This is a genomic window from Thioalkalivibrio sp. ALJ15, assembly GCF_000383695.1.
Lineage (GTDB): Bacteria > Pseudomonadota > Gammaproteobacteria > Ectothiorhodospirales > Ectothiorhodospiraceae > Thioalkalivibrio.
Window position 1 is genome coordinate 126,710 of sequence record NZ_KB912060.1, and the last position, 24,135, is coordinate 150,844.

The following is a 24,135-nucleotide window of genomic DNA, read 5'->3' on the forward strand; positions in this document are numbered from 1 at the left end:
GGGCGTCAGGCGCGGAATTGTAACCAATTACCCCGCACTTCGCTGCCCGTTCGAGACCGGCCGAGGCGGATGTGCAGCGACGTGCGGTGGCTCAGGGCTGTTGATCACAACGCCTAATTGCGTAGATGCCGACAGAATCAACGGCCGTACAGGACCTGGGCCTCGCAACCCGGGCCCAGGTTCTGCTGCAGATTGCGCAATAGCCGCTCGTCCGGACGAATGGCCCAGGCCTCGGGCAGGCTCAGCTCGGCCTCGAAATCATCCCGCCGGTAGCACAGGTGGACTCGGCACTGACCATCGCGATATTCCTCCATCAGGCCGCGCAGGTTCTGCACCTGCTCGGCGTGCACCCCCTCCAGGCACAGGTGCAGGGCGCGCGCCCACTGCGCCCGCGCCTCGTCCAGGGTGTACACGGCCCGGGCCCGCATGCGGATGCCGCCGGCATAGTCATCCAGCGCCACCGTCCCCTCGGCCACCAGAAGGGTGTCCGGCTCCAGCCGATCGCGGTAGGTGGTGAAGTCGTCGTTGAACAGCACGATCTCGGCACGCCCGCTGCGATCATCCAGGGTCGCGATGCCCATGCGCCCATTCTGCGTGTTGCGCACCCGCACCCCCACGACCAGGCCGGCAATGCGCACGGTCTCCTGGCGCCCGCGTCGCCCCTGCTGGCCGCTGTCATCGGGCCGCTGCTCCAGCTTCGCCTCCAGATCCGCGAACGTACTGCCCGTCAACCGCTTGAGCTCGGCGCGATAGCGCTCGACCGGGTGTCCGGTCAGGTACAGGCCGAGCGTCTCTTTCTCCCCGCGCAGACGATCGTCGTCCTCCATCTCCGGGAGGGTCTCGCTCTCCGGGACCACCGCAGCCGCCGGATCGCCAAACAGGTCCACCACACCCAGGCTCGCATTGCGCTCGGTCTGTTCCGCCGCGGCCACGGCCGTGGGGATGTCGTTCAGCAGCGTCGCGCGGTTCGCACCGATCGCATCCAGCGCACCCGCGCGCACCAGCGTCTCCAGCACCCGCTTGTTGAGCTTGGACAGGTCCACGCGCTGGCACAGGTCGATCAGCCCGTGGAAGGACCCGTCCGCCGAGCGTGCCTTCAACAGCGTGTCGATCGCAGACTCACCCACGCCCTTGATCGCCCCGAGGCCATAGACCACCGTCTGCGCATCGAGGCAGGTAAAGCGGTAGTCCGACTGGTTCACGTCCGGCGGCAGGACCTTCAGGCCCATGTTCCGGCATTCCTCGATCAGGCCCACGACCTTGTCGGTGTTGTCCATATCCGCGGACAGCACCGCCGCCATGAACGGCGCCGGATAATGCGCCTTCAGCCAGGCGGTCTGATAGGCGACCAGGGCGTAGGCGGCCGAGTGCGACTTGTTGAAGCCGTAGCCGGCGAATTTCTCCATCAAGTCGAAGATGTAGGTCGCGGTCCCCTCCTCGACCCCACGCCCCAGCGCGCCCTCCATGAAGATCTGGCGCTGTTTGGCCATCTCCTCGGGCTTTTTCTTGCCCATCGCACGGCGCAGCAGGTCGGCGCCGCCCAGGGTGTAGTTCGCCAGGACCTGGGCGATCTGCATGACCTGCTCCTGGTACAGGATGACGCCGTAGGTCGGCTGCAGGATCGGCTCCAGATCCGGATGCGGGTACTCCACCTGCGCGCGACCGTGCTTGCGGTCGATGAAGTCGTCCACCATCCCCGACTGCAACGGGCCCGGCCGGTACAGGGCCACCAGCGCGATGATGTCCTCGAAGCTGTCCGGCTGGAGGCGCCGAATCAGATCCTTCATCCCGCCCGATTCCAGCTGGAACACCGCCGTGGTCTGGTAGGCCTTCAGCAGCTTGAAGGTGTCGGGGTCATCCAGCGGGACCGCATCCAGGTCGATGCGGGCCTCCGGGTCCATCTTGCGCACGTTCTCGACCGCCCAGTCGATGATCGTCAGCGTGCGCAGCCCGAGGAAGTCGAACTTCACCAGGCCCACGGCCTCGACGTCGTCCTTGTCGAAGTGGGTCACCAGCGAGCCGCCATCGTCCTCGCAGTACAGCGGCGAGAAGTCGGTCAGCGCAGACGGTGCAATCACCACACCGCCCGCATGCTTGCCCGCGTTGCGCGTAAGTCCCTCGAGCTTGAGCGCCAGATCGATGATCCCGCGCACCTCCTCGTCCTGGTCGTACTGCGCCTTCAGGTCCTCGCTCTCGGCCAGGGCCTTGCCCAGGGTCATGCCCAGCTCGAACGGGATCAGCTTGGCGATACGGTCGACAAAGCCGTAGCCATAGCCCAGCACGCGGCCACAGTCGCGCACGACCGCCTTCGCGGCCATAGTGCCGTGGGTGATGATCTGCGAGACCTTGTCGCGGCCGTAGCGCTCGGCCACGTAGTCGATCACGTCGTCGCGTTTCTCCATGCAGAAATCGACATCGAAGTCGGGCATGGAGACGCGCTCGGGGTTAAGAAAGCGCTCAAAGAGAAGCTCATAACGCAATGGATCCAGGTCCGTAATACCCAGCACATAGGCGACCAGCGAACCCGCGCCCGAGCCACGCCCCGGGCCCACCGGGATGCCGTTGTCCTTGGCCCACTGGATAAAGTCGGCCACGATCAGGAAGTAGCCGGGGAAACCCATCTGGCAAATCACGTCCAGTTCGAGCTTCAGGCGTTCGTCGTACTCCGAACGCTCGGCGAACTGGAAACGCTCCAGCCGTGCCGCGAGCCCCTTCGCGGAGGTCTCCCGCAGGTGATCCTCGACGGTGTATCCCTCCGGCACCGGGAAATCCGGCAACACTGACTCCCCAAGCGTCAGGCTCACGCTGCAGCGCCGCGCGATTGCCACCGAGTTTGCCAGGGCCTCGGGGATATCCGAGAAGCGTTCCGCCATCTCCTCCGGGCTGGCAAGGTACTGGTGTTCCGAGTAGCGCCGCGGACGCGAGGGGTCATCCAGCGTGGTGCCGTCATGAATGCAGACACGCGCCTCGTGGGCCTCGAAATCCTCGGCCTTGAGAAAGCGCACGTCGTTGGTCGCCACCACGGGCAGATCGAACTGCTCCGCCGCTGTCAGGGCCTGCTCGATCCAGGCCTCCTCGCCCGGGCGCTCGGTGCGCGTCAGCTCCAGATAGAAGCGCCCGGGAAAACGCTTCAGCCAGGGGCCAAGCTCATCCTGGGTCAGTGCGCGCGCCACCCCGGAGCCGCTCACGAACAGACCATCGATGCCACCCGACAGGGCGATCAGGCCCTCGGCCGCGCTGTCCAGCCATTCGGCGTCGATCCTGGGGATGCCCTTTTCCTGCCCTTCCTGCCAGGCACGCGAAATCAGTCGGGTGAGGTTGCGGTAGCCGGGGTCGTTCTGCGCCAGCAGGGTTATGCGCGCCACGCTCCCGTCGGCACGGGCGTCCCGCACCAGCAGATCAGCCCCGATGATCGGTTGCACACCCTGGGCAATGGCCGCCCGATAGAACTTCACCAGCCCGAACAGGTTGCAGTGATCGGTCACCGCGACGGCGGGCATGCCCTTCTCCGCGACCGCCGCGACCAGCGGCTTCAGGCGCACCAGCCCGTCGATCAGCGAATACTCGGAGTGCACCCGCAGGTGCACAAAGCCGGGGTCGTGCCATTCGCTGCTCATGCCCCTTCCCCCGTAACAGCGGCCAGCGCCCGCGCCACCGGTCCAAAGCTGCGACGGTGCTCTGCACACGGCCCGAGGCGCGCCAGCGCGTCGCGATGGTAGGCGGTCGGGTAGCCTGCATGGCGATCAAAGCCGTAGTCGGGATAGCGTTCGTGCAGGGCCGTCATCTCCGCGTCGCGCGCCACCTTGGCGATGACCGAGGCCGCGCTGATTGCTGCTACGGAGCCATCCCCGCCGACGATCGCCTCGGCGCTCCAGGGGCCCTCTGGCGTAAAGCGCCCATCGACCAGCAGGTGATCGGGCACCTGCGACAATGCGGCCACCGCGCGCTGCATCGCCAGCAGGGTCGCGCGATGGATGTTCAATGCGTCGATCTCGGCCGCCTCGGCTCGCCCCAGCGCCCAGGCCACCGCGCGTTCGCGAATCTCGACATCCAGCGACTGCCGGCGACGCGCCGAGAGCTTCTTGGAATCGGTCAGTCCCGGTGCCTCAAAACCTTCCGGCAGGATCACCGCGGCCGCCACCACAGGCCCCGCCAGTGGGCCACGTCCCACCTCGTCGACGCCCGCGACCCAAGCGTTTGCCACCCTGTTTGCGGACATCGAACCCCCGATCGGGCCTGGACACCAAGGGAACACTGAAACCCGTGTTTCCCTGGACAATAGCGGGAATGGATCGCGGACATGCGCAGTCCGGGCGATCCGTTACAATAGCGCCGGAAATCCTAGCACACGCCCCACGAACCTCGAGCCCGCCCATGTCTCAGAATCCCCTGCGCTGCGCCGCGATCGGCGTCGGTCACCTTGGCAAATGGCATGCCGCAAAATACGCCGCCCTGCCCGAGACCGAACTGGTCGCCGTAGCCGATGCCGATGCCGCCACCGCCGAGCGTGTCGCCGCCGAACATGGCTGCGCCGCGGTCACCGATCACCGCGAACTGCTCGGCCAGGTCGATGCGGTCTCGATCGCCGCGCCGACCACCCTTCACTACGACATCGCCCGGGACTTTCTCGACGCCGGGTGCCATGTGCTGGTGGAAAAACCGATCACCGCGACGCTGGAGCAGGCCGAGGCCCTGAACCAGCTGGCCGAGGCCAAAGGGGTCGTGCTGCAGGTCGGGCACCTGGAGCGCTTCAATGCCGCCCTGCGCCGACTGACCGACGATCCGCTGCATCCGCGATTTATCGAATCGCACCGTCTGGCGCCCTACAAGCCCCGCGCGACTGACGTCTCGGTCGTGCTGGATCTGATGATCCACGACATCGACATCATCCTGTCCCTGACGGACTCACCGCTAACCGAGGTCCGTGCCTCTGGCGCCCGTGTGCTCACGCAGGACATCGACATTGCCAACGCCCGCCTGGAGTTCGCCAACGGCTGTGTGGCGAACGTCACCTCCTCGCGCGTCAGCAACAAGTCCGAGCGGCGCATGCGCATCTTCCAGTCGCATGCCTATGCCTCGGTGGACTTTCAGAACCGCATCCTGTCGCTCAACCACATCGGCGCGCCCGATCCGGAGACCGGTGCCCCGGAGATCCACCGGGACGAGAGCGTCTTCGACGAGGCCGATGCCCTGCTCGCCGAGATCCGCGCCTTCGTGGCCGCCGTACGCGGCGAAGGCCCGGTCGTGGTCAGCGGCCGCGACGGCCAGCGCGCGCTGGCCACCGCCGAGCAAATCACGAAGCTCGTCTATCAGAACCTCAACGTGATGGGCCAGGCCGACGGCCCCCACAGCCACCTCGAAAACACTCGCACAGGAGTCAAGCCGTGATCCCGATGGTCGACCTGCAGCGCCAGTACCAGAGCCTGCGTCCCGAAATCGATGCCGCGCTGCAGGAGGTCCTGGCCGGGGCCCGCTACATCCTGGGCCCCAATGTCCAGGCGCTGGAAGACGAGCTGGCGCGCTATCTCGGTGTGGAACATGCGATTACCTGCGCCTCGGGGACGGATGCGCTGCATCTGGCCCTGGCCGCCGCAGGCATCGGCCCGGGCGACGAGGTGATCACCACGCCATTCACCTTCATCGCCACCGCCGAGGCAATTCGCTATGTGGGGGCCGATCCGGTGTTCGTGGACATCGATCCCGATACCTTCAACATCGACCCGGAGCGGGTCGAAGCGGCGGTCACCGAACGCACCAAGGCAATCATTCCCGTGCACCTGTTCGGACAGCCGGCCGACCTGCCACGCCTGCAGACCATCGCCGAACGCCACAAGCTCCTGATCGTCGAGGATTGCGCCCAGTCCTTTGGCGCCGCCATCGATGGCGCGCAGACCGGGTCCGCCAATGCCTTTGGCTGCTTCTCGTTCTTCCCCTCGAAGAACCTCGGGGCCTTCGGCGACGGCGGTCTGGTCACCACCAGCTGCCCGACCTCGGCCGAGGCCCTGAAGCGACTGCGCAACCACGGGTCCAGCGAGCGCTATTACCACGACGAGGTGGGCTACAACAGCCGCCTGGACGAGATGCAGGCGGCGATCCTGCGGGTGAAACTGCCGCATATCGACGCGTACAACGCCCAGCGCCGGCGCGCCGCCGCCAGCTACCGCAAGGGCCTGGAGGGCCTGCCAGTTCAGACCCCGCACGAAGACGGTATCGGTACGCATGTCTACCACCAGTACACGCTTCTGACCGATCACCGTGACGCGATCATGCAAGCCCTGAAAGAGGCCGAGATCGCGCACGCGATCTACTACCCGGTCCCGCTGCACCAGCAAAAAGCCTTCGCGGATCTGCCGAACCTGCCTGCGAGTCTTCCGGTCACCGAATCCGTCACCGCACGCTGCCTGTCCCTTCCGGTGTTCCCCGAGCTCGAGGACGGCCAGATCGAGATGATCTGCGACACCATCCGGCGCGCCCTCGCCTAAGCGCCGAGACAGACCCGGCCCCATGCGACGCCACGTGGTCATCTGCGCCGGAGAGAGCTCCGGCGATGCCTTGGGGGCCGGGCTGGTACGCGAACTCGCGATCCTGGAGCCCGAAGTCCGATACTCCGGCATGGGCGGCGCCCAGATGCGCGACGCGGGTGTCGAGACGCTGATCGATGTCGAGGAACTCGCGGTCGTCGGGCTCGTCGACGTACTGGTGAACTACCCGCGCCTGCGCCGGCTGTTCCGGCGCATGGGTACCCACCTGGAAAGCGACCGTCCGGACCTGCTGGTCCTGGTCGACTACGTCGAATTCAATCTGCGCCTGGCGGCGCATGCCCGGCGCCTGGGCATCCCGGTCCTGTTCTATGTCAGCCCCCAGCTGTGGGCCTGGCGGTCCGGGCGCATCCGCCGGATTCAGCAGTGCGTCGACGCGATGGCGGTGCTGTTTCCCTTCGAGACCGAGATTTACGAGCGTGCCGGCGTCCCGGTGCGCTACGTCGGCAATCCACTGGTGGACCGGGTCCAGGAACCGACCGTACCGCTAGCGGAGCGGATCGCCGTTGCCGAAGATGAACGCGTGGTCGGACTCTTGCCCGGCAGCCGCAGCGGAGAGCTCAAGCGCCACTGGCCGCTTCTGCTCGAAACCGCGCGACGGATGCACGCGGAGGATCCCTCGCTGCGCTTCGCGGTCGCGCTGGCCCCGGGTGTGGACTCGTCACGGCTGGACGCACTGGCGCCGCGCGACGGCCTGCCGATATCGTTTGTCTCCGGGGAAGAAGGCGCACACGCTCTAATGGCGGGCGCCGATCTGCTGCTGATTGCCTCGGGCACAGCCACGCTCGAGGCCGGCCTGCTCCAGGCGCCCATGCTGGTGTTCTACCGAATGGGGGGGTTCAGCCACGCGGTCTTTTCGCGACTGGTCCGCCTGGAGAATATCGCCCTGGTCAACATCGTCGCGGGGGAACGACTGGTCCCGGAATACCTTCAGCGCCAGGCGAACCCCGAACGCCTGGCGTCAGACGCGCTCGACCTGCTGCGGCACCCGGAACGGCTCGGCGTGATGCGGGAGTCCCTCGCCTCGATCCGTGAACGCCTGGGAGACGGCGGGGCCGACCGCCGTATCGCCGAGATGGCACGCGAACTCCTCAACGAAGGGCGCCTGAGCGACTACTGATCTCCGGATAGGCAGCCTTGTCGCCGCCTCGTGGAAGCCCTGAGTTACAGGCGTTTCCTTAGTGAGGCCGGCCTCCGCGCAGTATCCCACGCTGGCTGTTGCGCACGAACCCGATCAGGTTGCGCACTTCCGGGACCTCGGTCTCGTCGAACATCGTCTCCAGATGACGCTCGCGGCCGGCACGACCACGCATGCCGAGGATAAAGACCCGATGCAGCGCCTGGATCGCCTCGTTGGAGAAGCCATTGCGCCGCAGCCCAACCTTGTTGATCCCGATCAGCCGCGCGTAGTTGCCACTGGCCAGGCAGTAGGGCGGCAGGTCACGGTTAAGCGCCGCGCCCATGCTGGTAAAGGCAAAGGTCCCCACCCGACAGAACTGGTGTACCAGGGTAAAGCCACCCAGGGTCACGTTGTCCTGAATCTCGACGTGACCCGCCAGCGAAGTCGCGTTGGAGAAGATGATCTTGTTGCCGATGGTGCAGTCGTGCGCGATATGCACGTAGGCCATAATCAGGTTCTCGTGACCGATCACGGTCTCACCGAGCCCTTTCTCCGTTCCCCGGTGGAGCGTGACCGATTCGCGGATCACGTTGCGATCCCCAATCACCAGCCGCGTCGGCTCGCCCTTGTAGGTCGTGTCCTGGGGTTCCTCGCCGATCGAGGAGAATTGGAAGATGCGGTTCTCGCGACCGATCTCGGTCGGGCCGCGGATCACCACATGCGGACCCACGCGGGTACCGGCCCCGATTCGCACATTCGGACCGATCACGCTGAAAGGCCCGACCTCGACCGAGGAGTCCAGCTCCGCGCTCGGGTGTACGTCAGCCCGAGGGTCGATCACGAGGGGATTTCCTGCCCGGAACACATCAGCTGCGCCGTGGCACAGACGTCGTCGCCCACACGGGCGACCGCGTCAAAGCGCCAGATGCCGCGCATGGTGCGCTTGAGATCCACACGCAGGTGGAGCTGGTCGCCGGGTACCACCTGGCGGCGAAAACGTGCCTCGTCGATGCCGACAAACAGGTACAGCTGCTGCTTGTCCTGATTCTCGTTGCGCGCCTCTTCGGTCTTGAACGCCAGGAGACCCGTGGCCTGCGCCAGCGCCTCGAGGATCAGGACACCGGGCATCACCGGCTTGATCGGGAAATGCCCCTGAAAATAGGGCTCGTTGATGCTGACGTTCTTGATCCCGGTCAGGTAGACGCCGGCCTCCCACTCCAGCACCCGGTCGACCATGAGAAACGGATATCGATGCGGCAGATAGCGCATGATCTCCTGGACATTGAAGTCATCCACGCGGCATTCCTTTTTTGCTGATTCTGATGAGCCGAGACCAACGGACGACTCCAACACAAGCGGGTTTCATGCATCCCGTGTCCGGGCGAGCCGACGCAGCCGTGCCAGCATGCGATTCCACAACCGGGCCTCCTGGTGAGGGACACCGGACGCATACTCCCCTGGTTGATCAATCGAGCGCGTGACGAGCGTCATCGCGTGCAGTGTCACCCGATCGGCTATCGCCAGGTGGCCGAGAATCCCGACCCCGCCCCCAATGGCGCAATGCGCCCCGATGCGTGCGCTGCCCGCAATCCCCACACAACCCGCTATGGCCGTATGGTCGCCAATCTGAACGTTATGGGCAACATGGACGAGGTTGTCGATCTTGACCCCGTTGCCAATCCGCGTGGACTCCAGCGATCCGCGATCGATAGTGGAGTTGGCACCAATCTCCACATCATCGCCCACGCGCACATCCCCCAACTGCTCGATCTTCTCCCAGGTGGAATCCGGACCGCTTGCGAATCCAAACCCATCGGCACCCAGTACCGCGCCACTATGGATGATGGCACGTCTGCCGATTTGCACTCCGTTCAGCAGGCTGACCCGAGGATGGAGATAGCTCTCCTCCCCTACCTCAACTCGCGCGCCCAGAACGCTGTGTGCGCCAATCACCACACCGGCACCAATACGGCAACCGGCGCCAATCACCACGCCCGGTCCAACCTCCGCATCAGCGGCCAGGCGTGCGTCAGGATGCACTCGCGCGCTTGGGTCAACACCGGGAGTACCGCATCGGCGCCCGGCACCAAACCAGCGGGACGCCTGCCCATAGGCGCGGTAGGGATCATCGACGGCAATCCAGGCACGCGCTGTCGTGCTCACCGACTTGGCACCCACCCTGGGGACCAACACACAGCCCGCTTCGGTAGAGTCCAGGGCATCGCGATAGCGATCGGGATTCGTAACAAAGGACACATCCGCCGGCCCGGCCCGGGCAAGCGTCGCCAGCCCTCGCAACGGGATCTCGGCCGGCCCGGTGAGCTCGCCGCCCAGATGTACGGCGAGGTCTCCGGCGGTGATCACCCGCTCAGTCGTCGCGCTGCATTGCGGCAAGGATATCGTCCGTGATGTCGACCCGGTCGCTGGCGTAGAGCACGTTGCGTTCAGTCAGGATGACGTCGATCTCGCGTTCGCGCGCCAGTTCCACAATCGCGTCGTTGATCCGCCGCTGCAGCCGGGACAGCTCTTCGTTACGGCGAACGTTCAGGTCCTCGCTGAAGCTCTCCTGGGCTCGCCGGAACTCACGCGACCGCTGGGAAAACTCCCGCTCCAGATCGGCCCGCTCGGAGGGATTCATCATGTCGCCGTCGCGCTCCAGCCGGTCACGCATGCGCTGGAGTTCTTCGCGTTCGGCCACCAGCTCGGCGTCACGCGGGGAGAACTCACGCTCCAGCTCGCGCATGGCCTGCTCGGCCTGCGGCGAGTCCTCCAGGATGCGGTTCATCGTCACGAATGCCACGTTCTGAGCCCCGGCCTGGGCCGGGAGGGCCAGCCAGCCCGCCAACAACAGCACGGCGGACAGCGCCAGGGAGACGCCGCCCTTCATGGTCCCACTGCGCTGACTCATGTTCTTGCTCCTCGCGCTCAGAAGGACGCCCCCAGCAGGAACTGGAAGCGCTGAATATCGTCTTCCGGCTGGTCGTTCAGCGGCTCGGCCACGCTAAAGCTCAGCGGCCCCACCGGCGAGAACCAGGTTATCGCGAAGCCAGCGGACGCCCGCAACTCGCCGACGTCCCAGTCGCCCGGATCGTTGAACACATTACCGGCATCGACAAAGGTGCTCATCCGCACCGCGTCGTTGTCAGCCGCGAACGGCAGCGGGTAGAACAACTCCCCTGAGATCGTGGTACGGAAGCGGCCACCATACGGGTCGTCATTGGAGTCGCGCGTCGCAGGAACATTCTCGTCCCGGAATTCGCGCAGCTCGCGCTGATCCCCGAGGCGGTTGTCCTCGTAACCACGCACCGAACGAATACCACCGGCAAACAGCCGTTCATAGAACGGCAGCTCGGAGCCGCCATAGCCATCCGCGTAGGCAATCCCACCCGAGATACTGAAGGAATAACGATCCGACAGGCGGAAGATCTCCTCGCCCGAATAGGTCAGCTTGTAGAACTCCCGATCACTGCCGGGCACGGCCAGTTCCAGACCAATGCGGTGGCGTCGCCCCTGGGTGGCGAAGGTCGTGCGATCGCGCGTGTCGTGGATATAACTCGTCTCGATCTTGTAGAAATTTGCCGAACTACCGAACTCGTCGACCTCGTCAAAGATCTCGTCCGGGCTGCCCCGCCGGCCGTCACGATCGATCGTGTCAATGTCGATATGTTCGAAACCGGGCACGATCCGGATGCGGTCGAACTCCGACAGCGGGATCCCGTAGCTCACGTCAAACCCATAGCGGTTCGAGGAGTAGCGCGAGATGTTCGCCCGCTCGGCGTCGATCTTGCGGTAGAAGACAGAGAACCCACGGCTGGCCCCGGCGGGGGTGTAGTGCGGGTTGGTCACGCTCATGCGGAAGATCTGGTTCACTCGGCTGGTACTGACCTCCGCATTAAAGCGGTTACCCGTACCCAGGAAGTTGTCCTGCTGCAACCCCGCGGTCAACAACAACCCCTGGTTCTGCGAGAAGCCCGCCCCAAGCGTCAACGCGCCGGATTGCTGCTCGGTCACCGTGATGTTCAGATCCACCTCGTCGTCAGTACCGGGGACTCGCTGCGTCTCCACGTTCACGCTCTGCACGAATGGCAGACGCTGCAGCCGCACGCGGGAGCGCTTGATCAGGGCCCCGTTGTACCAGGAGCTCTCCATCTGCCGCAGCTCGCGGCGATAGACGCGCTCCTCCGTATTCTCGTTACCGGTGATCTGGATGCGCCGAACGTATACACGCGGGCCTGGGTCGATAAAGAAGGTGATATCGACCTCGCGGCTGTCCTCGTCGACATCCGGCACGGGATTCACGTTGGCGAATGCATAGCCGTCCTGCATCAGGCGATTGGTGATCCGCTCGGCGGATTGCGTCACCTGGCTGCGCGAGAAGGGTTCGCCCACATCAATCTCGACCAGCTCTTCCAACTCGTCCCGCGACACCACGAAATCACCCGCCAGGTCGAATCCGGTGACGGTATAGCGCTCACCCTCATCCACGTTAATCGTGATGAACAGATCGCGGCGGTCCGGCGTCAGGGTCACCTGGGTGGAATCGATATCGAACTCGAGAAAGCCCTCGTCCAGGTAGTGCGAACGCAACTGCTCAAGGTCGCCCGACAGCTTCTCGCGGGAATAGTGGTCCCGCCGACTGAAGAAGGCCCACCAGCGGGGTACGCCCGAATCAAACCGGCGGGTCAGTTCGCGGTCGGTGAAGGTCTCGTTGCCCACCACATTGACCTGCTGGATACGCGCCACAGGGCCTTCGGCGATATCGATCTCGATATCCACGCGGTTGCGCGGGAGGTCGATAATCTCGACATCCACCTCGACGTTGTAGCGGCCGCGAGCAAAGTACTGCTGACGCAGTTCGCTCTCGATCCGGTCGAGCATCGTGCGGTTGAACACGCGACCGCTGCGCAGTCCGGCCGCTTCAAGCGCCTCGCGCAGGCCATCGTCCGGGATGTCACGATTCCCGGAAAAATTGATCTCGTTGATCGCCGGACGCTCGGAGACAATCACCACCAGCACATTCCCGCGCCGGGCAATCTCCACGTCGTCGAAAAACCCCGTCTGGAACATCTCGCGGATGATGTCCGGGCTCTGGCTTTCGTCGAAGGTGTCGCCCACTTCGACTGGCAGATAGCTGAGCGCCGTACCCGCGGTAATCCGTTCCAGCCCCTCGATCTCGATATCTTCGATCTGGTAGGTCTGTCCCCAGGCCGTACCTGCCAGACCCAGGAGACCGACCAGGGCTATTGCTCTCAAGCTGTTTCGCGACATGCTTTCCGCCAATTCAGAAGGGCTGTTTCGGGGTTACCCGAACAGACGTGTCAAATCGTTGTAGAGGGCCAGCAACATCAACCCGGCGATCGCGAGGATGCCGAACTGCTGCCCGATGATCTGGGCGCGCTCGGACACCGGACTCCCTTTAACCGCCTCCACCGCGTAATACAGCAGGTGGCCACCATCCAGCAGCGGGATCGGCAACAGATTGATGATCCCCAGCGACACACTCACCAGCGCCAGGAACCCGAGGAAGGCCGAGATCCCGATCACCGCTGTGGTGCCCGCAAACTCGGCTATGGTAACCGGTCCGCTGATGTTTTTGACCGAGGCCTCGCCGGTGACCATGCGCCAGAGGATGCCGACCGTCAGTATCGAGACATCCCAGGTACGGGCCGCCCCGGAAACCAGCGCCTCCACGGGGCCCTGGCGCACCAGTACCGCCATCTCGCGCGCCGCGGGCTGGTCCGGATCCACCCCGGCACCGATGCGCCCGATGGTCTCGCCATTGGTGGCGATTGCCTCCGGCGTAACCCTCAGCTCGACCGTTTGGTCACCACGTTCCACCTGCACGACCTGTTCACGCTCCGGGCTCGCCTGAATGCGGCGGACCCAGTCGTTCCAGTCGTCGATCGCATCACCGTCCACGGCAAGAACACGGTCGCCAGGCTCAAGCCCGGCCGCCGCCGCGGGACTGCCCGACTCGACCTGGCCGATGCGCGGCACCAGTGCCGGGCGATAAGGCGCGAGCCCCACCTGCTCCAGGAATTGCCCCTCGCCCAGGATCGCCTGACGATCGCGCAGATCCAGCGTGCGCTCCACCTCGCGGCCATCGCGGTCGCGCACGAGAACCGGCACCGTATCACCCCGTACGGCGTGGTCAAGGAGCCGAAGGTTCGTTTGCTCCCAGTCCCGTACGGCCCGCCCGTCCACCGCAAGAATCTCTTCGCCACGCTCCAGGCCCGCGACCGCCGCCGGGCTGTCCGCGGTGATGTCGCCCACCACCGGTCGCACCCCGCCAACGCCAATCATGAACATCGCACCATAAGCGACGATCGCGAACAGGAAATTCGCGAGCGGGCCGGCGGACACGATGAACGTGCGCGCCTTCAGACCCTTGTTGTTGAAGGCCCGATCCAGTTCTTCAGGCGCGACATCGCCCTCGCGCTCGTCGAGCATCTTCACGTACCCGCCAAGCGGCAGAGCCGCCACGACGAATTCCGTCCGATCCCGCCCGATCCGGCGGCTCAGTAGCGGCCGCCCAAACCCGACCGAGAACCGCAGTACCTTGACCCCCATCGCGCGCGCCGCGAGGTAGTGCCCGTACTCGTGCACCGTCACCAGCACACCGATGGCCACGGCAAACGCCAGCAGACTGGTCAACAGCGTCATGACACCGCCCGGCGTTGCAGACGCCCAATCTCGCTACCGGCATGAGCGCGCGCCTCGGCATCCGCCGCCAGCACACGCTCCAGGGAATCGGCGGCCTGCGTCGGCAGAGCGTCCAGCGTCCGCTCGATAACCACCGCGATGTCGCTGAAGGCCAGGCCACCCGAGAGGAACGCCTCCACCGCGACCTCGTTCGCCGCGTTCAGCACGGCGGTAGCGGTACCGCCCTGCTCCATGGCCCGATAGGCCAGCCCCAAAGCCGGGAACCGCTGGGCCTCCGGCTCGCGAAACTCCAGCGGCCCCACACCCAGAAGATCCAGTGGCGCCACTCCGGACGCCACCCGATCGGGCCAGGCCAGCGCATGCGCGATCGGCGTGCGCATATCGGGATTGCCCATCTGGGCAAGCACCGAGCCGTCGTTGTACGCCACCATCGAGTGCACGATGCTTTGCGGGTGCAGAACGACCTGGATGGCCGAGGGCTTCACCGCGAACAGCCAGCAGGCCTCGATCACCTCCAGGCCCTTGTTCATCATCGTCGCGGAATCGACCGAAATCTTGCGCCCCATGTCCCAGTTCGGGTGGGCACAGGCCTCGTCCGGCGAGATGTCGCCAAAGGTATCGAGAGGCCGGTCGCGGAACGGGCCACCCGAGGCGGTCAGCCAGATGCGCTCGACGCCATGCGGCGCCACCTCGTCCGCGCAGACGTACCCCGTCGGCAGACACTGGAAAATGGCGTTGTGTTCGCTGTCGATCGGCAACAGGCAGGCCCCGGAACGACGCACGGCATCAATCAATAGCGCCCCGGACATGACCAGTGCCTCCTTGTTGGCCAGGAGCACACGCTTGCCGGCCTCGGCCGCCGCCAGAGTCGGCAGGAGCCCGGCCGCGCCAACAATGGCGGCCATCACGGCATCCACCTCCGGCGCCTCCGCCACCTCGGCCAGCGCTTGCGGCCCCGCTCGCACCTCCGTGGGACAACCGGCCGCCTCCAGCTCGCGCTGAAGCGCGTGCGCGGCCGCATCCTCCGCAACAACGGCCACGCGCGGTCGCGCCTGCAGACATTGCGCCTTCAGACGCTCGACATTGCGATGCGCGGTCAGCGCATAGACGTGAAAGCGGTCCGGCTGGCGCGACACCACATCCAGCGTGCTGACGCCGATACTGCCGGTGGAACCGAGAATGGTGATCCGCGTGGGGCTCATAACGTGTTACCTGCGAATTCTCATGCCCCGGGGAGGGGCAACAAGGCCAGCCAGAGCAAGCCGGCCAGAAAGATCGGGGCCGCCGCGATCAGGCTGTCGATGCGATCCAGAATACCCCCGTGACCGGGTAGCAAGGAACCGCTGTCCTTGGCTCCCGCCTGGCGCTTGAGGATGCTCTCGAACAGATCGCCCACCACCGACACCAGCGCAATCAGGATCGACAGCAGCACGAACACCAGCGCATCCATGGGCGCCAGCCCCCAGACACCGGCCACCACTACGGCCAGAGCGAACACCGCGCCCAGACCGCCGAGCAGCCCTTCGCGGGTCTTCCCCGGACTGATATGCGGAGCCAGTGCGGTCCGCCCGAAGGCCTTTCCGGCGAAATAGGCACCGGTATCGGCAAAGCCCACCAGAACGATCAGGTACACCACGAGCCAGGGCGCCAGCGCATGCAGCCAGACGACGGCCATCCCCGCGGGCACCAGCGTCAACACCGCCGCGACGGTGAGCAGCTTGGGGCGCGGACCACGCCCATCGATCCCCGAGCGGTAAAACGGTAGCGCCAGCACAATCAGCAGCCACCAGACAACCGCAAACAGGAGAACCAATAAATGCACGGGCTGCGCCAGCGTCAGCCCCAGGGCCACCAGTGGCACCAGCACCAGCACGACCAGCACCGCACGTTCCCAGGCGACGTGCAGTCCGGTCAGCTCGCCCCACTCCCAGGTGGCCAGCCCAATTCCCAATGCCATCAACGCCAGCACCGCCCAGTTGGGCCCGAACGCGATCAGTGCCAGCGCGGGCAGCCCGATTACCGCGGCGGTCATTACACGGGTTCTAAGCACCGGGGACCTCGGTCGCTGAATAGGCCCCGGCCGACACTCGCCCAAAACGCCGCTGGCGCTGGGCATACCAGGCCAGGCTGCGCTCGAAATCCTTCTCGCCAACATCCGGCCAGTAGGTCTCGATGAACAGTATTTCGGCGTAGGCCGCCTGCCACAGCAGGAAGTTGCTGATGCGTTGTTCGCCACCGGTGCGGATCAGCAGGTCCACGTCGGCCAGACCGGTCGTACTCAACTCAGCCGCAAAGGTGGACTCGGCATCACCATCGGCCTCCGCCCCCCCCTTGGCCACCCACTTCCTGGCCGCCTGCAGGATGTCCCAGCGGCCGCCATACCCCAGCGCCACCACCAGGCACATCCCCTCATTGCCGGCCGTGGCCTCTTCGGCCTCGCACATGCGGGTTTGTAGCGTTGGGGGAAAAGTGGCGCGATCGCCGATGAATCTCAGGCGAATGCCGCGCTCGACCAGCTCGGGGAGCTCTCCCTCGATGGCCGTGACGAAGAGTTCAAAGAGCGCCTCGACCTCGGAACGGGGGCGCCCCCAGTTCTCACTGCTGAAGGCAAATACCGTGAGGGACTGAATGCCGTGTTCGGCGTAGAAACGCACAGCCCGGCGAGTCGCCTCCAGACCCTCGCGGTGGCCTTCGGAGCGCTCCAAGCCACGGGCCTGGGCCCAGCGCCCGTTGCCATCCATGATGATGGCAACGTGGCCGGGCAGCGCGGGGTCGGTGGCGGAGGAAACCGGCATACAGGGGTGGCCGGTCAGACTTCCATCAACTCGGCTTCCTTGTCCTCGAGCAATGCATCGATCTTGGCGATGTGGTCGTCGGTGAGCTTTTGCACCTGTTCCTGTGCCTTGCGCTCTTCGTCTTCCGAGACCTCCTTGTCCTTCACCGCCTGCTTGAAGGTATTGTTGGCATCGCGCCGGATATTGCGCACTGCAACACGCGCATTTTCGGCCTCCGCCCTGACCACCTTGACCAGGTCGCGGCGGCGTTCTTCCGTCAGCGCCGGCAGCGGCACCCGGATCACGGTGCCCATGCTCGCCGGGTTCAGCCCCAGATCCGAGGTCATGATCGCCTTCTCTACCTTCGCGACCATGTCCTTTTCGTACGGCACCACGGCCAGGGTGCGCGAGTCCTCGGCGTTGATGTTCGCGACCTGATTGATCGGCACTTCCATGCCGTAGTAGTCGACATGCACATGCTCGAGCAGACTGGGGTGCGCGCGACCCGTGCGAATCTTGGCCAGCTCGTTGCGCAGGGCCTCGATGCTCTTGTCCATGCGCTGGCGCGCGTCCTTGATCGTGGCGTCAGTCATCTCGGGATCCCTCGACCAGGGTTCCCACCGGCTCGCCCATCACCAGCCGGCGGAGGTCCCCTTTTGCAAACATGTTCATCACGCGGATTGGCAGGCCGTTGTCACGACACATCACCAGCGCGGTCGTATCCATTACACCCAGACGGCGTTCCAGCGCCTCGTCGAACGTCAGCCGTTCATAACGGCGGGCATCCTTGCTCTTCATCGGGTCCGAATCATAGACCCCGTCCACCTTTGTGGCCTTGATCATCAACTCGGCATTGATCTCGATGGCGCGCAGCGAGGCGGCGGAGTCGGTGGTAAAGAATGGGTTGCCGGTTCCCGCGGCGAACACCACGATCCGGCCCTTTTCCAGATGCCGCACAGCGCGGCGGCGAATGTAGTCTTCGCAGACCTGATTGATGCGGATGGCCGACATCACGCGGGAGAAGCGGCCTGCGCGTTCGATCGCATCCTGAATGGCCAGGGCATTGATGACCGTTGCCAGCATGCCCATGTGGTCGCCCGTAACCCGGTCCATGCCACCCTGGGCGAGACCGGCGCCACGAAAGATGTTGCCCCCTCCGATCACGATGCCGACCTCGACACCCATGCTCGAAAGCTCCGACACCTCTTCGGCGACCTGCGCCAGGACATCCGGGTCCACCCCATAGGATTGCTGGCCCATCAGGGCCTCCCCACTCAACTTCAGAAGGATGCGCCTGTACGCGGGCTGCCTGTCCTGACTCATTGGGCTCCTTTATCGGGCTCGGGTCCTGCACCTGTCATCAATGGCCGTGAATGCCGGCCGGCGAGCGATGCGGGCGCGTCCTGCGCCCGCATCGGGAGTCTACGCCAAAGCGATTCGGCGAATCAGGCCCCGCGGGCCTGGGCCATCACTTCTTCGGCGAAGTTCTCTTTTTTCTTCTCGATCCCTTCACCCACCTCGTAGCGCAGGAAACCGGTGACCGAGGCGCCCTTCGCTTCCAGCAGCTGGGCAACGGTCTGATCCGGGTCCTTCACAAACGGCTGACCCACCAGGGTGATCTCGGCGAGGTACTTGCGAATGCGGCCTTCGATCATCTTCTCGATGATGTTCTCCGGCTTGCCGGACTCCTCGGCCTGCGCCTTGAAGATCGCGCGCTCCTTGTCGAGCAGCTCCTGCGGCACGCCGGACTCGTCCACGCATACCGGCTTCGAAGCCGCGATATGCATGGCAACGTCCTTCGCGAGGGCCTCGTCGCCCCCCTTCAGGCTGACCACCACGCCAATACGCGTGCCGTGCTGGTAGAAACCCAGCGCGTCTTCGGCCTGCAGGCGATCGAAGCGGCGGACCTGCACGTTCTCGCCAACCTTCGCGATCAGCTGGGTGCGTTGCTCCTCGAGGGTCTGGCCATCAACGGTCTCGGCCATCAGGCCTTCCACGTCGCCCGCGCCGGAGCTCAGGGCAATCTGGGCGCACTGCGCGGAAAAGGCACGGAAGTTGTCGTCGTTACCAACAAAGTCAGTCTCGCAGTTGATCTCGACCAGCACGGCCTTGTTGCCCTCGCTGACGATCTCGACGCGACCTTCGGCCGCCACACGACCGGCCTTCTTGTCGGCCTTGGCCATGCCGGACTTGCGCATGGCCTCCACGGCAGCTTCCAGGTCGCCCCCGGTTTCGGTCAGTGCCTTCTTGCACTCCATCATGCCGGCGCCAGTGCGCTCGCGCAGTTCTTTCACTTGGGCAGCAGTAATCTGCATCGGGAAGTACTCCTGAAAATTTCGTCAATCGAGCCGGCCACGCAACAAACCGGGGCCGGCTCTTTGGTTCAAGTGGCCCGGGCGCGGTATCGCGCACCGGGCCCGATGCCGACTTAGGCCGGGTTGGCCGGGGCCGCCTCGCTGGATTCGGCACTGCCACCAGCAGCGGCGTTTGCACCAGCGAACTCGTCCTCGGACACGCCGCCCGTGGTCACCGCGCCCTTGGCCTCGATGATCGTGTCGGCGATCGCAGCCACGTAGAGCTGGATCGCACGCATCGCGTCATCGTTGCCCGGGATCACGTAGTCCACGCCTTCCGGCGAGTGGTTGGAATCGACCACCGCCACGACCGGAATACCGCGCTTCTTGGCCTCGGCCACCGCGATCTTCTCGTAGCCGACATCGATCACGAACATCGCGTCGGGCATGCGGTTCATGTCCTTGATGCCACCCAGACTGCGCTCGAGCTTGTCCTTCTCGCGGCGGCGGGTCAGCGCTTCGCGCTTGTTCAGCACCTCGAAGCTGCCATCGGCGTCCATGGTCTCCAGGTCCTTCAGGCGCTTGATCGACTGCTTGACCGTGCTGAAGTTGGTCAGCATGCCGCCCAGCCAGCGATGGGACACGAACGGCATGCCGCAACGGCGCGCCTCTTCACCCACCACTTCACGCGCCGAGCGCTTGGTGCCCACGAACATGATCTTGCCGCCGTCCGCGGCAATCTTGCCGAGGAAGTTCAACGCGTCGTTGAACATCGGCAGGGACTTCTCGAGGTTGATGATATGAATCTTGTTGCGTTCCCCGAAGATGTACGGGGCCATTTTGGGATGCCAGTAACGCGTCTGGTGGCCGAAATGCACACCGGCTTCCAGCATCTGTCGCATAGTCACGAGGGACATGAGGTTTCTCCTGTAACGGGTTGAGCCTCCACGCATCCCGATCTGAAACCCGAGCACGAGACCGTAGCCTCCTGGCGGGCACCCGACAGACCGTGTCGATGCGTGTGTGGATTTAAGTTCGCGAGACCGCCGGCTGTTGGCCGCCTCCCGGCCCCGCCGAATTGCCAGCGAGGCGCGCGCTTTATAGCATAGGACGCTGACTTGAACCAACTATCCGGGCCCTGATTGGCGCCGTGTCGCGGGCTCCCGAAACCCGTCGCGCGAGCTATCACAGGTCTCGACCGGAGCCCCCATGTCCGTAACCATCAAGACCCCCGAAGAGATCGAACACATGCGCGTCGCCGGCCGCCTGGCCGCCGAGGTCCTGGAGATGATCGAGCCGCATGTGCAGGCCGGGGTCACCACCGGCGAGCTGGACCGCATCTGCCACGACTACATCGTGAAGACCCAGGACGCGATCCCCGCGCCGCTCAACTACCGCGGCTTCCCCAAGTCGATCTGCACCTCGGTCAACCATCAGGTGTGTCACGGCATCCCGGGCGATCGCAAGCTGAAGAACGGCGACATCCTCAATATCGACATCACCGTGATCAAGAACGGCTTTCACGGCGACACCAGCCGCATGTTCGTGATCGGCAAGCCCAGCATCCAGGCCCAGCGCGTGATCGACGTCGCGCGCACCAGCATGTATCTCGGCATCCAGCAGGTACGCCCCGGCGCGACCCTCGGCGACATCGGGCACGCGATTCAGCAGTACGCCGAGGGTCAGCGCTGCTCGGTGGTGCGCGAATTCTGCGGCCACGGCATCGGGCGGGGCTTCCACGAAGACCCGCAGGTGCTCCACTACGGCAAGCCGGGTACCGGCCTCAAGCTCGAGGAAGGCATGTGCTTCACCATCGAGCCGATGATCAATGCCGGGCGCCGGCATACCCGGATCCTCGCCGACGGCTGGACCGCCGTCACCAAGGACCACAGTCCGTCCGCACAGTGGGAGCACACCCTGCTGGTCACGGCCGACGGCTACGAGATCCTGACCCTGCGCAAGGACGAGACACCGCCCCAGGAACTCGCGGCCTGAGGGGGGTGCCCATGAGCACCCTGCCCGCCGGCGGCACGCCCAGCGAGGCCGACGCGCCCGCGTTCTCGCCCGACTGGGGCGAGGACTACCAGCGTCTGAGCCGCAATCCCGGGAATATCGCCCTGTTCCGCGACCGTCGGCATGCGATCCTCGACCAGCAGTACCAGGGCTTTCGCGACGGCATGCCGATCGAGGACCTGATCCTCGGTCACGCCCGGCGCATCGACGAAATGCTCAAGCTGATCTGGGCCCAGCAGGGCCTGGCCGACGACGACCGCCTGTGCCTGGTCGCGGTGGGCGGCTACGGGCGCGGCGAGCTGCACCCGGCCTCCGACATCGACCTCCAGATCGTGATCGATGGCACGGCGGACCGAGAGGTGTTCGACCGGATCAGCGCGTTCGTCACCTTCCTCTGGGATATCGGGATCGAGGTCGGGCACAGCGTGCGCAGCATCGAGGACTGCACCCGCGAGGCCCGCGACGACATCACGGTCGCGACGAACCTGATCGAGTCGCGCTATTTGAGTGGCAATTTAAGTCTTTTCAACGATTTTCGATCCGCGATCGACTCCGATCGCATCTGGGATTCGCGTAGCTTCTACGCGGCCAAGCTCGCGGAACAACAGGCCCGGCACCGCCGCTTCGGCGAGACCGGCTACCGCCTGGAACCCAACGTGAAGGAAGGCCCCGGCGGGCTGCGCGACATCCAGATGATCGGCTGGGTGACCAAGCGCCACTACGGCGCGGAACGTATCGAGGAGCTGGTCTCGCTGGGCTTCCTTCGCGAGGGCGAGCTTCACGAGATGCTGGAGGGCCAGAGCTTTCTCTGGCGCGTGCGCTTCGCCCTGCACATGCTCGCCGGGCGCCGCGAGGATCGGTTGCTGTTCGACCTCCAGCGCCAGCTGGCCAACACATTCGGCTTCGTGGACCAGAACCACAATCGCGCGGTCGAGCAGTTCATGCAGCGCTATTTCCGCACGATCAGCGATCTGGAGCGGCTCAACGAACTCCTGCTGCAGCACTTCAACGAGGCCATCCTCGACGACCCGGAGGCCCTGCAGGATCCAGTGCGCATCCATCAGCGCTTCCAGGTTCGTGGCGGTTATCTGGAAGTGGCACACGACCAGGTATTCATGATCTACCCGCCGGCCCTGCTGGAGGTCTTTCGCCTGTTGCAGGAGCACCCGGAGATCCAGGGCATCCGCGCCTCGACCATCCGCCTGATCCGCGCCCACCGCCATCTGATCGACGGCCACTTCCGCCGCAACCCCGTCTGCCGCACCCTGTTCATGGACATCCTGCGCGCGCCCCGCGGCATTACCAGCCAGCTGCGCCGCATGAACCGCTACGGCGTGCTGGGCAACTACCTGCCGGCCTTCGGACGCATCATCGGGCGCATGCAGTACGACCTGTTCCATGCCTACACGGTCGACGAGCACACCCTCAACGTCGTGCGCAACGCGCGCCGGCTGGCCCTGCCCGAATTCGCCCACGAACAGCCGCTCGCTCACCGCATCTACACCGAGCTGGAACGCCCGGAACGGCTCGTACTGGGGGCCCTGTTCCATGACATCGCCAAGGGTCGCGGCGGCGACCACTCGGAGCTGGGCGCCCACGATGCCCTGCACTTCTGCCAGCAGCACGGCCTGTCGGACGAAGACGCCGGCCTGGTGGCCTGGCTGGTGCGCTCCCACCTGCTGATGTCGCTGACCGCCCAGCGCAAGGACATCTCCGATCCCGATGTCGTGCTGGCCTTCACCCGCGAGGTGCGCACCCGCGAACGCCTCGACTTCCTGTACCTGCTGACCATCGCCGATATCCGCGGCACCAACCCGGAGCTATGGAACAGCTGGAAGGACTCGCTGCTGCAGACGCTCTATCACGCCACGCGCAACCTCCTCGAACGCGGGCTCGACGCGGCCCCGAATATGGACACACAGATCCGCGAGACTCGCGGCGAGGCCCTGCAGTTGCTCCAGGGGCGCGGCTTTGGGGCCCACGACGCCGAGGCCCTGTGGGACGAACTCGACGACGAGTACTTCCTGCGCCACTCCGCCGACGAGGTCGCCTGGCACGGACAGGCCCTGCTGCCACTGAAGGCTGACGAACTGCCGCTGATTCTCGTGAGGCCCAAGACCTCGCGTGGCAGCACCGAGATCTTCGTCTATGCGGAAGACCACCCCTACCTGTTCGCCCGCATCACCAGCGCGTTGACCCAGCTGGGTCTCGACATCGTCGATGCCCGCATCATCACCACCGCGGGGGGACGTACGCTGGACACCTTCATGGTGCTGGAGAGCGGCGGCGGCCAGACTGTGGATGCCGGCTACCGCAGCGACGAGATTCGCCAGTACCTTGCCAACGAACTCACCCGAACCGATGGCGAAAAGTCCCCGGTAAGCCGCCAGTTACCACGCCGCCTGAAGCACTTCGATGTCGATACGCGAATCGAATTCGAACCCGCCTCCGGTGGGCAGGCGACACGCATGCGGCTGCGCGCGCTCGACCGCCCCGGACTCCTGTCGACCATCGGCCACATCCTGGCTGAGCACGCCATCGACGTACGCACGGCCCGAATCGCCACAGCCGGCGAGCAGGTGGAAGACAGCTTTCTGCTGGAATGCAACGCCGGCGGCCCCCTCACGGAAGACCAGCAGGACCGCCTGCGCGATGCCCTGTTGGAACGCATCTAAGGAAGCGCCGAACAATCAGCGTTTCCCTAACGGCCACCGGCGTCAAAAGTCCGCAGT

The 24,135-nt window shown here is 65.2% G+C and carries 20 protein-coding genes; 5 read left to right on the forward strand and 15 right to left on the reverse strand.

Translation table 11 applies throughout. The features are described from left to right. Positions 1-137 precede the first annotated feature (137 nt). Together dnaE and rnhB are read right to left on the reverse strand one after the other, a co-directional pair. Positions 138-3,617, reverse strand: a complete 3,480-nt coding sequence (gene dnaE, locus G015_RS0111890) for a DNA polymerase III subunit alpha (RefSeq protein ID WP_020146790.1) — start codon at positions 3,615-3,617, stop codon at positions 138-140. Further along, positions 3,614-4,219, reverse strand: a complete 606-nt coding sequence (gene rnhB, locus G015_RS0111895; protein WP_026296460.1) for a ribonuclease HII — start codon at positions 4,217-4,219, stop codon at positions 3,614-3,616. Before rnhB ends, dnaE begins: the two co-directional genes overlap by 4 nt. A 155-nt stretch (positions 4,220-4,374) precedes the next feature. On the opposite strand from rnhB, the gene G015_RS0111900 reads away from it, so the two are divergent. From G015_RS0111900 to lpxB, 3 genes are read left to right on the forward strand one after another with little or no spacing between them, the layout of a single operon-like run. After that, positions 4,375-5,388, forward strand: coding sequence for a Gfo/Idh/MocA family protein (locus G015_RS0111900; protein WP_018139628.1), 1,014 nt, complete (start codon positions 4,375-4,377; stop codon positions 5,386-5,388). After that, positions 5,385-6,482, forward strand: coding sequence for a DegT/DnrJ/EryC1/StrS aminotransferase family protein (locus G015_RS0111905; RefSeq protein ID WP_020146791.1), 1,098 nt, complete (start codon positions 5,385-5,387; stop codon positions 6,480-6,482). Before G015_RS0111900 ends, G015_RS0111905 begins: the two co-directional genes overlap by 4 nt. Positions 6,483-6,504: 22 nt before the next feature. Further along, positions 6,505-7,659 carry a lipid-A-disaccharide synthase gene (lpxB, locus tag G015_RS0111910; RefSeq protein WP_020146792.1) on the forward strand — a complete coding sequence of 385 codons (1,155 nt, stop codon included), beginning with the start codon at positions 6,505-6,507 and terminating at the stop codon, positions 7,657-7,659. 58 nt (positions 7,660-7,717) lie between these two features. On the opposite strand, the gene lpxA is transcribed toward lpxB, so the two are convergent. From lpxA to rpsB, 13 genes are all read right to left on the reverse strand, one after another. Further along, complete coding sequence (gene lpxA / locus G015_RS0111915) at positions 7,718-8,500, reverse strand: acyl-ACP--UDP-N-acetylglucosamine O-acyltransferase (protein WP_020146793.1); 783 nt, start codon at positions 8,498-8,500, stop codon at positions 7,718-7,720. After that, a complete protein-coding gene (gene fabZ, locus G015_RS0111920; RefSeq protein WP_018139625.1) occupies positions 8,497-8,955 on the reverse strand; it encodes a 3-hydroxyacyl-ACP dehydratase FabZ in 459 nt (152 codons plus the stop codon). The genes lpxA and fabZ overlap by 4 nt, the downstream gene beginning before the upstream one ends. 66 nt (positions 8,956-9,021) lie before the next feature. Continuing rightward, positions 9,022-10,023: a UDP-3-O-(3-hydroxymyristoyl)glucosamine N-acyltransferase gene (gene lpxD / locus G015_RS0111925; RefSeq protein WP_019592662.1), complete on the reverse strand. Its 1,002-nt coding sequence runs from the start codon at positions 10,021-10,023 to the stop codon at positions 9,022-9,024. Positions 10,024-10,027: 4 nt separating this feature from the next. After that, positions 10,028-10,567 carry an OmpH family outer membrane protein gene (locus G015_RS0111930; protein WP_018139623.1) on the reverse strand — a complete coding sequence of 180 codons (540 nt, stop codon included), beginning with the start codon at positions 10,565-10,567 and terminating at the stop codon, positions 10,028-10,030. Between the two features lie 17 nt (positions 10,568-10,584). Then, entirely contained in the window at positions 10,585-12,927 is a 2,343-nt protein-coding gene (gene bamA, locus G015_RS0111935; RefSeq protein ID WP_020146794.1) for an outer membrane protein assembly factor BamA, read from the reverse strand. Positions 12,928-12,960: 33 nt separating this feature from the next. Next, positions 12,961-14,322: an RIP metalloprotease RseP gene (gene rseP / locus G015_RS0111940; protein ID WP_020146795.1), complete on the reverse strand. Its 1,362-nt coding sequence runs from the start codon at positions 14,320-14,322 to the stop codon at positions 12,961-12,963. Next, on the reverse strand, positions 14,319-15,524 hold the full coding sequence (gene ispC, locus G015_RS0111945; protein ID WP_018648928.1) for a 1-deoxy-D-xylulose-5-phosphate reductoisomerase: 1,206 nt from the start codon (positions 15,522-15,524) through the stop codon (positions 14,319-14,321). Before ispC ends, rseP begins: the two co-directional genes overlap by 4 nt. Before the next feature lie 20 nt (positions 15,525-15,544). Next, entirely contained in the window at positions 15,545-16,354 is an 810-nt protein-coding gene (locus tag G015_RS0111950; protein WP_020146796.1) for a phosphatidate cytidylyltransferase, read from the reverse strand. 10 nt (positions 16,355-16,364) lie between these two features. Then, a complete protein-coding gene (gene uppS / locus G015_RS0111955) occupies positions 16,365-17,117 on the reverse strand; it encodes a polyprenyl diphosphate synthase (RefSeq protein ID WP_020146797.1) in 753 nt (250 codons plus the stop codon). Between the two features lie 14 nt (positions 17,118-17,131). After that, positions 17,132-17,689: a ribosome recycling factor gene (frr, locus tag G015_RS0111960; RefSeq protein WP_012982883.1), complete on the reverse strand. Its 558-nt coding sequence runs from the start codon at positions 17,687-17,689 to the stop codon at positions 17,132-17,134. Then, positions 17,682-18,419, reverse strand: coding sequence for a UMP kinase (pyrH, locus tag G015_RS0111965; protein ID WP_018139617.1), 738 nt, complete (start codon positions 18,417-18,419; stop codon positions 17,682-17,684). The genes frr and pyrH overlap by 8 nt, the downstream gene beginning before the upstream one ends. Positions 18,420-18,541: 122 nt before the next feature. Next, positions 18,542-19,411: a translation elongation factor Ts gene (gene tsf / locus G015_RS0111970; RefSeq protein ID WP_018139616.1), complete on the reverse strand. Its 870-nt coding sequence runs from the start codon at positions 19,409-19,411 to the stop codon at positions 18,542-18,544. Between the two features lie 113 nt (positions 19,412-19,524). Next, positions 19,525-20,307 (reverse strand): 30S ribosomal protein S2, encoded by a 783-nt coding sequence (gene rpsB / locus G015_RS0111975; RefSeq protein ID WP_020146798.1) that lies wholly within the window; start codon positions 20,305-20,307, stop codon positions 19,525-19,527. 292 nt (positions 20,308-20,599) lie between these two features. On the opposite strand from rpsB, the gene map reads away from it, so the two are divergent. Next, complete coding sequence (map, locus tag G015_RS0111980) at positions 20,600-21,385, forward strand: type I methionyl aminopeptidase (RefSeq protein WP_018139614.1); 786 nt, start codon at positions 20,600-20,602, stop codon at positions 21,383-21,385. An 11-nt stretch (positions 21,386-21,396) separates the two neighbouring features. Continuing rightward, on the forward strand, positions 21,397-24,078 hold the full coding sequence (gene glnD / locus G015_RS0111985; RefSeq protein WP_020146799.1) for a [protein-PII] uridylyltransferase: 2,682 nt from the start codon (positions 21,397-21,399) through the stop codon (positions 24,076-24,078). The last annotated feature ends 57 nt before the right edge of the window (positions 24,079-24,135 follow it).

Coding starts and splice junctions, on each gene's coding strand:
- dnaE (WP_020146790.1), bottom strand. CDS start 3,617: ATGAGCAGCGAATGGCACGACCCCGGCTTTGTGCACCTGCGGGTGCAC.
- rnhB (WP_026296460.1), bottom strand. CDS start 4,219: ATGTCCGCAAACAGGGTGGCAAACGCTTGGGTCGCGGGCGTCGACGAG.
- G015_RS0111900 (WP_018139628.1), top strand. CDS start 4,375: ATGTCTCAGAATCCCCTGCGCTGCGCCGCGATCGGCGTCGGTCACCTT.
- lpxB (WP_020146792.1), top strand. CDS start 6,505: ATGCGACGCCACGTGGTCATCTGCGCCGGAGAGAGCTCCGGCGATGCC.
- G015_RS0111930 (WP_018139623.1), bottom strand. CDS start 10,567: ATGAGTCAGCGCAGTGGGACCATGAAGGGCGGCGTCTCCCTGGCGCTG.
- bamA (WP_020146794.1), bottom strand. CDS start 12,927: ATGTCGCGAAACAGCTTGAGAGCAATAGCCCTGGTCGGTCTCCTGGGT.
- rseP (WP_020146795.1), bottom strand. CDS start 14,322: ATGACGCTGTTGACCAGTCTGCTGGCGTTTGCCGTGGCCATCGGTGTG.
- ispC (WP_018648928.1), bottom strand. CDS start 15,524: ATGAGCCCCACGCGGATCACCATTCTCGGTTCCACCGGCAGTATCGGC.
- G015_RS0111950 (WP_020146796.1), bottom strand. CDS start 16,354: ATGACCGCCGCGGTAATCGGGCTGCCCGCGCTGGCACTGATCGCGTTC.
- uppS (WP_020146797.1), bottom strand. CDS start 17,117: ATGCCGGTTTCCTCCGCCACCGACCCCGCGCTGCCCGGCCACGTTGCC.
- frr (WP_012982883.1), bottom strand. CDS start 17,689: ATGACTGACGCCACGATCAAGGACGCGCGCCAGCGCATGGACAAGAGC.
- pyrH (WP_018139617.1), bottom strand. CDS start 18,419: ATGAGTCAGGACAGGCAGCCCGCGTACAGGCGCATCCTTCTGAAGTTG.
- tsf (WP_018139616.1), bottom strand. CDS start 19,411: ATGCAGATTACTGCTGCCCAAGTGAAAGAACTGCGCGAGCGCACTGGC.
- rpsB (WP_020146798.1), bottom strand. CDS start 20,307: ATGTCCCTCGTGACTATGCGACAGATGCTGGAAGCCGGTGTGCATTTC.
- map (WP_018139614.1), top strand. CDS start 20,600: ATGTCCGTAACCATCAAGACCCCCGAAGAGATCGAACACATGCGCGTC.
- glnD (WP_020146799.1), top strand. CDS start 21,397: ATGAGCACCCTGCCCGCCGGCGGCACGCCCAGCGAGGCCGACGCGCCC.